Here is a 6,613-nt window from a genome sequence, read left to right on the forward strand (position 1 = left end):
ATTGACTGCGACGTCGTTCGGCGGCCCCACCCGGGCGGCTGGAATCGGCTCCCACTTGAGCATCGGCAGCTTTCTCCGGCTCCGGCAGAGACCTGCCCATGTCGGCACGGGGAGCGCTTCGAGCCGTCATGGATCTTCACGAAACGGGGCCGCTTCGAGTTGTCATGACGGGGCCGCATCACGACGTCGTAGCCACCGACGGGCGCATGCCTGCCATGCACGAGTTGGTGTCCCGTCTCGAAGGATCTGGACCCCATCTCAAGTGGCCTGGTCTGATGCGTCGTTGATCTCACTTGATCTGGTTCGTGATCCTGATCACTGCACTACTCTGTCGAGCCATGAACGCGGACCGCTGGTTGGCAGACACCCGGACCTCCTACGACACGGTCGCGGTCAGCTATGCCGACCAAATACGCGAGGTTCTGGCCAGCGCGCGGTATCTTCGGGCGGCTCTGGCAGTGTTCGCCGACTTGGTGCACGCCGCTGGAGGTGGGCCGGTGGCGGACGTGGGCTGCGGACCTGGACACGTCACTGCTCACCTGCACGAGCTGGGTGTGGACGCTTTCGGCATTGACCTTTCATCCGTGATGATCGATGTGGCTCGGCGTGATCACCCCCGCCTGCGGTTCGAGGTGGGCTCGATGACGGACTTCGACCTCGCCGATGCTTCAGTCGTCGGCCTGCTCGCCTTTTGGTCGTTGATTCACGTCCCCGACGAAGCAGTGCCCACGGTCTTCGCCCACTTCCGGCGGGTGTTGCGTCCCGGTGGACCACTGCTGCTCGGCTTTCACGTTGGCGACGGGTCGAGGCTGAAGACGCAGGGCTACGGCGGTCACCCGATGAACGTCCACGTTCACCGCCGCCAGCCTGACCAGGTGGCGGCCTGGCTACGCGATGCCGGGTTCACCATCGAGGCCCAAATGCTGCTCGACCCCGACGAGAGCGTTCCAGGTGCGGTCCTCTTCGCACGCTGTCAGTCCTAGCCACATCAGCGGTCCGGTTGCGGCCGACGACACAGCGAAGTCGGACCACATCAACTGAGACAGCCTCCGGCATCCGCTCGCCCGGGACCACATCACCTGAGATTCCCGGCTTCCCCACGTCTCAACTCAACTGGTCGCCGCAGGCCAGCGGCCCGACTCGGAACCAGATCATTTAAGTGGTTCTTCCTGAGCGCGTTGGTTCTGCGTCGGGGCGTCAGATCGTGTTGCTCCCGCTGGGGGATCGGGCGCTCGGCGGGCAGCCTGTGTCCGTGCAGGGCCCGGTAAGGGCATGTGCGGCGGCGGGCGGGCTGTTCGCGCGTCCCTTGCGCTCCTCGAGGGGTCAGCCGGCGGAGATCGCCCAGATTCCACGTCCTGTTGACTTGATTCCGAGCACGCCGAGCCGGGCACGATCAACACCAGTCACCTAGGGCATCACGCTGCACAGTGCGTCCAGTGCGCCCGGCCACGCGCTGTCCGAGGGCGCCGCGTAGTTGACCACCAGGGCGTCCCGTTCGGGCAACTGCCAGCCACAGTCCGCCACTTCGTAGCGGAACTGCGACAACCCCCTGATCGCCAGACCTTGCCGGGCCGCGGCCTGGACCACCGAACTCTCGGTTCCACGAGGGAGGTCGAGGACCGTCTGCAGTCCTGCCGCCATGCCGGCCACACGAATGCCGGGAGCCCTCTGGCGCAGGACCGCGACCAGCTGATCGCGGCGGCGCCGGTAGCGCAGCCGCATCGAGCGCACATGACGGTCGTACGCGCCCGAGGCGATGAATTCCGCGAGCATCAGCTGCTCCAGGGCGCTCGTCATGTAGTCGCCGTGCCCCTTGGCCGCCACGATCTCCGGGATGAGTTCCTCCGGCAGCACCATCCATCCGAGCCGTACCCCCGGCGCCAGGGACTTGCTTGCGGAACCGAAGTACACCACCCTCTGCGGATCGAGGCCCTGCAGGGCACCCACCGGCTGGCGGTCGTACCGGAACTCCCCGTCGTAGTCGTCCTCCAGGATCAGGCCGCCGGTGGCGCGTGCCCAGTCGACGGCCGCCGTGCGCCGCTCCGGGCTGAGCGCGACCCCCGTCGGGTACTGGTGCGCCGGGGTCAGCAGCACCGCGCCCACTCCGCGTCGCGCAAGGTCGTCAATGCGTGCGCCATGTTCATCGACGTAGAGGGGCGGGGTGTGCAGACCGGCGTTCGCCAGCAGGTCGCGATACAGACCGAGACCGTAGGCCTCGACGGCCACCGCCCGCACTCGCCGCGCCCTGAGCGCCTGCGCCATCAGCGCCAGGCCGTGGTGGAAACCGGAACAGATGACGATCCGCTCCGGCGAGGCATATACCCCGCGGGCCCGCGTCAGGTAGTCCGCGAGTGCTGTGCGCAGCTCAATGCGGCCGCGGGCGTCGCCGTAGCCGAAGGCGCTGTTCGGCGCGGCGGTCAGAGCCCGGCGGGCCGCGGTGAGCCACTGCGTGCGCGGAAAGTTCGCGAGGTCCGGTGCACCCGTCACCAGGTCGTACCTGGGAAGGTGCTCGTCCGGCCTCGTGCGGCGAGCGTCGGGCGCGGCCCTGTGCGGCTCGACCCGGGTGGCCACCCGGGTCCCGGAGCCCTGCTGGGCGGTGAGCCAGCCTTCGGCGACCAGCTCGGCGTAGGACTCGACCACGGTGTTGCGGGAGACGCCGAGATCCGCGGCAAGTGAGCGGGAGGCCGGCAGCCGGCTGCCGGGCGCCAGACGCCCCGTGCGCACGGCCTCCCGCAAGGCGTCCGTGAGCCCTGCGCGCAGCCCGGGCCCGCGCAGCTCCAGATGGAGGTCGGCACCGAACGTGGGGGGCGGGTCGGCCGCGGAATTGGTCCGGGAATCTCTCATGTAAATGGACCATACTCCCGCACCACTGAGACCGTAGCGTTGCGGGCATGACGACGGATCAAGCGCACGAGAGCACCGCACGTCTCCTGAACCCCTACGTCACGTGTCTGGACCTGGCATCCGCCGGCGCGGTCGTCACCACAGGCTGGGAACGGACCGTCCAGAAGACGGGAGAACGGGTCAAAGGCCCCGGCCAGGTTGCGGCCAGTGCAGGTAAGGCCTGCGGCGGAGCTCTGCAGCACTAAGTGCCCGACTTGGGCTCGACGACGACTACTCACACCCCCACCGGAGGTCGATTCACTGTGTCACGACTGAACGTTCCCCCTCTAGAGGATGTCCCCGCCGGCGCGCAGCGGATACTGGACAACGTTGGCGCGCAGCTCGGCTTCGTCCCGAACATGTTCAAGGCCATCGCGTCGAACCCGACCGTTCTCGAGGGCGTCACGACTCTGCAAGGCACCTTGAGCCGGGTTCTGGACGCGAAGACCCGGCACAGCATCGCGCTGGCCGTGTCGCAAGCCAACGGCTGCAGTTACTGCCTGGCGATTCACACCTACGTCGCGACCGAATTCGGCGGCATGTCGGGCGACGACATCGAGCTCGGCCGCGTCGGGAGCTCGGTCGATCCCAAACGCGCCGCGGCCGCTCGCTTCGCGCAACGGGTGGTCGACAGCCGCGGGCGGGTCAGCGACGCCGAGCTCGCGGGTGTGCGAGGCGCCGGGTACACCGACCCGCAGATCCTGGCGATCGTCGCGGTGGCAGTGCAATTCCTGCTCACCAACTTCATCAACAACGTCAACCAGACCGACCTCGACATCCCCGCCGTCGGCGCGGTCGATACGGCCGTGGCCCAGTGAACCCGCACCCGGAGCCGACGGCGCCCGACGCGGCGAGCGAGAGCGCGATCGAGCGTGTGTTCCGCGCCTGGCACGAAGCCGTGCCGACCCAGGACGCGGACAAGATCGCCGACCTCTACGCGGCAGACGGCGTCATCGAAACACCGCCCGCCGTGCTTTCGCCGGGAGACACGGGCTCTGGCGTGGTCCAGGGCCGCGAGTCGATCCGTGCCTTCGAGCACTGGGTGGCGTACCGGGACCTACCTCGCCGATGGCCATCAGTTGATCTGGGAGTACCCGCTCCAGACACCGACGGGCGAACCCACCTCGTCGAGTCCATGGACATCGTCGACGGACTCATCGCGCGTCATCTCGTCTGCTGGGGCTGGGTCACCTTTGAGAGGCTCCACGCCGCCGCCAACAACACCCCACCCACCGGTTGATCGCCGGAACCCTCGACGCGGTCCGCGCACCCAGCCGGCAAACCGCTCACCGCGTCAACGATCATTCAGGAAAGGTTCGATATGCCGGGCTCCGAACTCTATGAGAAGTTCATGGCACTGCACACCCGCGACGGTGGCCTCGTCATGCCGAACGCATGGGACGGCCTCTCGGCGCTGATGCTGGCCGATGCCGGCTTCGAGGCGATCGCGACATCGTCGGCGGCACTCGCCACCACACTCGGCCGGTCCGACGGACGTCACGAAGTCACCCGCGACGAGCACCTCGAGCATGCGCGGCTGCTCGCCCGGCTCACCGGGCTGCCCGTCAACGGAGACTTCGAGGACGGCTACGGCGACACGCCTGAAGACGTCGCGGCGACCGTCGAAGCCGCCGTCGAGTCCGGCCTGGCCGGTATCGGGATCGAAGACACCTCGGGCAATCCCGATCAACCCATCCGCGACTTCGACGAGGCAGTCGACCGCATGCGCAGCGCCGTCGAGGCGGCCAGGGGGCGCATCGTCGTCACCGGCCGCACCGACAACTTCATCCAGGGGCGGCCCGATCTCGACGACACCATCCGGCGTCTGACGGCCTTCGCCGAGGCCGGCGCGGATGTGCTCTACGCCCCGTACCCACCCGACCTCGACGCACTCGTCGCGATCGTCACCGCCGTCGCGCCGACACCGGTCAACGTCCTCATCTCGCCGGCGGACAAGGTGCTGACCGTCGCTGAACTGCAGAAGGCCGGGGTCAAGCGCATCAGCTTGGGTCCAGCGCTCTACACCCACGCAATGGAGGCACTCGAACAGGCCACCAAGGCTCTCGTCGCGGGTGACGTCACCGCCGCGACGACAGGAATCAGCTTCGAGCGCATCAGCGAACTACTTGCCCGCGGCACGAACTAGCCCAAACCCCGCGAACCACCGCTCCTCACCCACTCAACGCAAGAAGAAGGCAGATCGACATGAACCTCGACAAGCTCATGAACAAGCACCTCACCAGGTATTTCGACCCCAGCAAGACCATTCCGGAGGAAACCCTTCAGCAGCTGCTGAGGTTCCTGCGCTCCACGCCGTCATCGGTGAACGTACAGCCCAACCACTTCTATGTCCTCGCCACGCCCGAAGGCAAGGAGCGGCTCGCCAACAACCTGGGCGAACGATTCCAGGACAACGGCGAGAAGATCCTGAACGCGTCGCACACCATCATCCTCACCACCCGGGCAGATGTGCCTGACAGCCACCTCGAGGCGGTGTTCACGAAGGAGAGGGCCGACGGCCGGTTCCCTGACCCGTCGAAGCAGGAGCTGTGGGAATCAATGACCCGAGACTTCCTCAACCTGCGCAACTACGGCTACAAGGACCTGAACCACTGGATGGAGAAGCAGACCTACATGGCGGTGGGCCTGACCATGATGGCGGCCGCTGAGCTCGGCGTCGAGGCCACGCCGCTGGAGGGGTTCGACCCGACCAGTGTCGACAAGGCGTTCAAGATCCGCGAGACCGGACGCAGCACGACGGTGCTGCTGGCCCTCGGCTACCCCGACCCGGAGAGGGTGTACACCACCCCGATCTCGCGATTCGACGCCGACCAGCTGTTCACCTTCATCTAAACACCCACCCGGAAACCAAAACCCACAACACATAGAGCCCGTAAACGATCTTGTTGGGGTTGCCGGCGTGCGGGCGCCGCCGTTCGTGGCGGCCATGCGGGAGGCGCCACCTTGGGCCTTGGCCGGGCGGTCAGGGCACTCGGATCGACAGAGGAGTTGATCACCTTGGACGGACAGGAGCTGCAGAAGATCGCGGGCGACTGCACTGTGGGACTGCCCGGCGTCGACCTGGAGGATCGCTTCAGCCCCGACTGGAAGGTCTACAAGGTGCGCGGCAAGGTCTTCATGCTCATGACCGACATGCCGGGGCGCCCCGTCGTGATCCTGAAAGCTGATCCGGACGACGCCGCAGCCCTGCGTGAGCAGTACGCGGACATTACCCCCGGCTATCACATGAACAAGAGGCACTGGATCACGGCGGAAGGCGGGGGCACCATCAACGAGAAGCTAGTGATGGAGCTCGTGATCGATTCCTACCGTCTCGTGGTCGGCGGGCTTCCCAAGTCCGAGCAGCCCGTGGATCCGCGCACCTACGGCCGCCACGCCTGACCTTCGTCATGCCCATCAGCGGCGAGAAGCTCCAGGACAGAGCGCGCGCCACGGCACTGGCGATCGGCCACCGACCGGCGCAAGTACCCGAACCACCACCCACACCATGTCCATGACCTGCGAATTCACGATGCACGCGGCTCATTGGCCTGCAGCCTCATCTGCTGGAGGCGGCTGGAGAAGCACCGCTCATGATCGTGTTACGAGCACATACGAGGAAGGGGACGATCCCCATGAAAGCCATTGTGGTAACCGACCGGGCCGCGGGAACGGCCGGGATGACGCTGACGGAGCGGACTGAGCCGTCCGCAGCGATCAACGACGTCAT

At 66.8% G+C, this 6,613-nt stretch carries 8 protein-coding genes; 7 read left to right on the plus strand and 1 reads right to left on the minus strand.

The window, feature by feature from the left end; genetic code table 11:
- The first annotated feature begins 338 nt into the window (after window positions 1-338).
- The gene (locus ACIPSA_RS51275) at window positions 339-983 is read left to right on the plus strand and encodes a class I SAM-dependent DNA methyltransferase (protein ID WP_402649204.1); all 645 of its coding nucleotides are present in this window, start codon (window positions 339-341) and stop codon (window positions 981-983) included.
- A 424-nt stretch (window positions 984-1,407) separates the two neighbouring features.
- On the opposite strand, the gene ACIPSA_RS51280 is transcribed toward ACIPSA_RS51275, so the two are convergent.
- Window positions 1,408-2,844, minus strand: coding sequence for a PLP-dependent aminotransferase family protein (locus tag ACIPSA_RS51280; RefSeq protein WP_402649206.1), 1,437 nt, complete (start codon window positions 2,842-2,844; stop codon window positions 1,408-1,410).
- Window positions 2,845-2,891: 47 nt separating this feature from the next.
- Between ACIPSA_RS51280 and ACIPSA_RS51285 the strand changes: the two genes are divergently transcribed.
- From ACIPSA_RS51285 to ACIPSA_RS51310, 6 genes are all read left to right on the plus strand, one after another.
- A complete protein-coding gene (locus ACIPSA_RS51285; protein WP_402649209.1) occupies window positions 2,892-3,089 on the plus strand; it encodes a hypothetical protein in 198 nt (65 codons plus the stop codon).
- A 57-nt stretch (window positions 3,090-3,146) separates the two neighbouring features.
- Window positions 3,147-3,701: a carboxymuconolactone decarboxylase family protein gene (locus ACIPSA_RS51290; RefSeq protein WP_389588365.1), complete on the plus strand. Its 555-nt coding sequence runs from the start codon at window positions 3,147-3,149 to the stop codon at window positions 3,699-3,701.
- On the plus strand, window positions 3,698-4,123 hold the full coding sequence (locus tag ACIPSA_RS51295) for a nuclear transport factor 2 family protein (protein ID WP_402649212.1): 426 nt from the start codon (window positions 3,698-3,700) through the stop codon (window positions 4,121-4,123). Before ACIPSA_RS51290 ends, ACIPSA_RS51295 begins: the two co-directional genes overlap by 4 nt.
- A 111-nt stretch (window positions 4,124-4,234) precedes the next feature.
- Complete coding sequence (locus ACIPSA_RS51300) at window positions 4,235-5,029, plus strand: isocitrate lyase/phosphoenolpyruvate mutase family protein (RefSeq protein ID WP_402649214.1); 795 nt, start codon at window positions 4,235-4,237, stop codon at window positions 5,027-5,029.
- Between the two features lie 59 nt (window positions 5,030-5,088).
- Window positions 5,089-5,736 carry a nitroreductase family protein gene (locus tag ACIPSA_RS51305; RefSeq protein ID WP_402649217.1) on the plus strand — a complete coding sequence of 216 codons (648 nt, stop codon included), beginning with the start codon at window positions 5,089-5,091 and terminating at the stop codon, window positions 5,734-5,736.
- Between the two features lie 165 nt (window positions 5,737-5,901).
- Window positions 5,902-6,285, plus strand: coding sequence for an MmcQ/YjbR family DNA-binding protein (locus ACIPSA_RS51310; RefSeq protein WP_402649220.1), 384 nt, complete (start codon window positions 5,902-5,904; stop codon window positions 6,283-6,285).
- Window positions 6,286-6,613: the final 328 nt, after the last annotated feature.

The sequence above is a fragment of the Streptomyces sp. NPDC086549 genome, assembly GCF_044746205.1.
In the GTDB taxonomy this organism is placed as follows: Bacteria; Actinomycetota; Actinomycetes; order Streptomycetales; family Streptomycetaceae; genus Streptomyces.

Coding starts and splice junctions, on each gene's coding strand:
- ACIPSA_RS51275 (WP_402649204.1), top strand. CDS start 339: ATGAACGCGGACCGCTGGTTGGCAGACACCCGGACCTCCTACGACACG.
- ACIPSA_RS51280 (WP_402649206.1), bottom strand. CDS start 2,844: ATGAGAGATTCCCGGACCAATTCCGCGGCCGACCCGCCCCCCACGTTC.
- ACIPSA_RS51285 (WP_402649209.1), top strand. CDS start 2,892: ATGACGACGGATCAAGCGCACGAGAGCACCGCACGTCTCCTGAACCCC.
- ACIPSA_RS51300 (WP_402649214.1), top strand. CDS start 4,235: ATGGCACTGCACACCCGCGACGGTGGCCTCGTCATGCCGAACGCATGG.
- ACIPSA_RS51305 (WP_402649217.1), top strand. CDS start 5,089: ATGAACCTCGACAAGCTCATGAACAAGCACCTCACCAGGTATTTCGAC.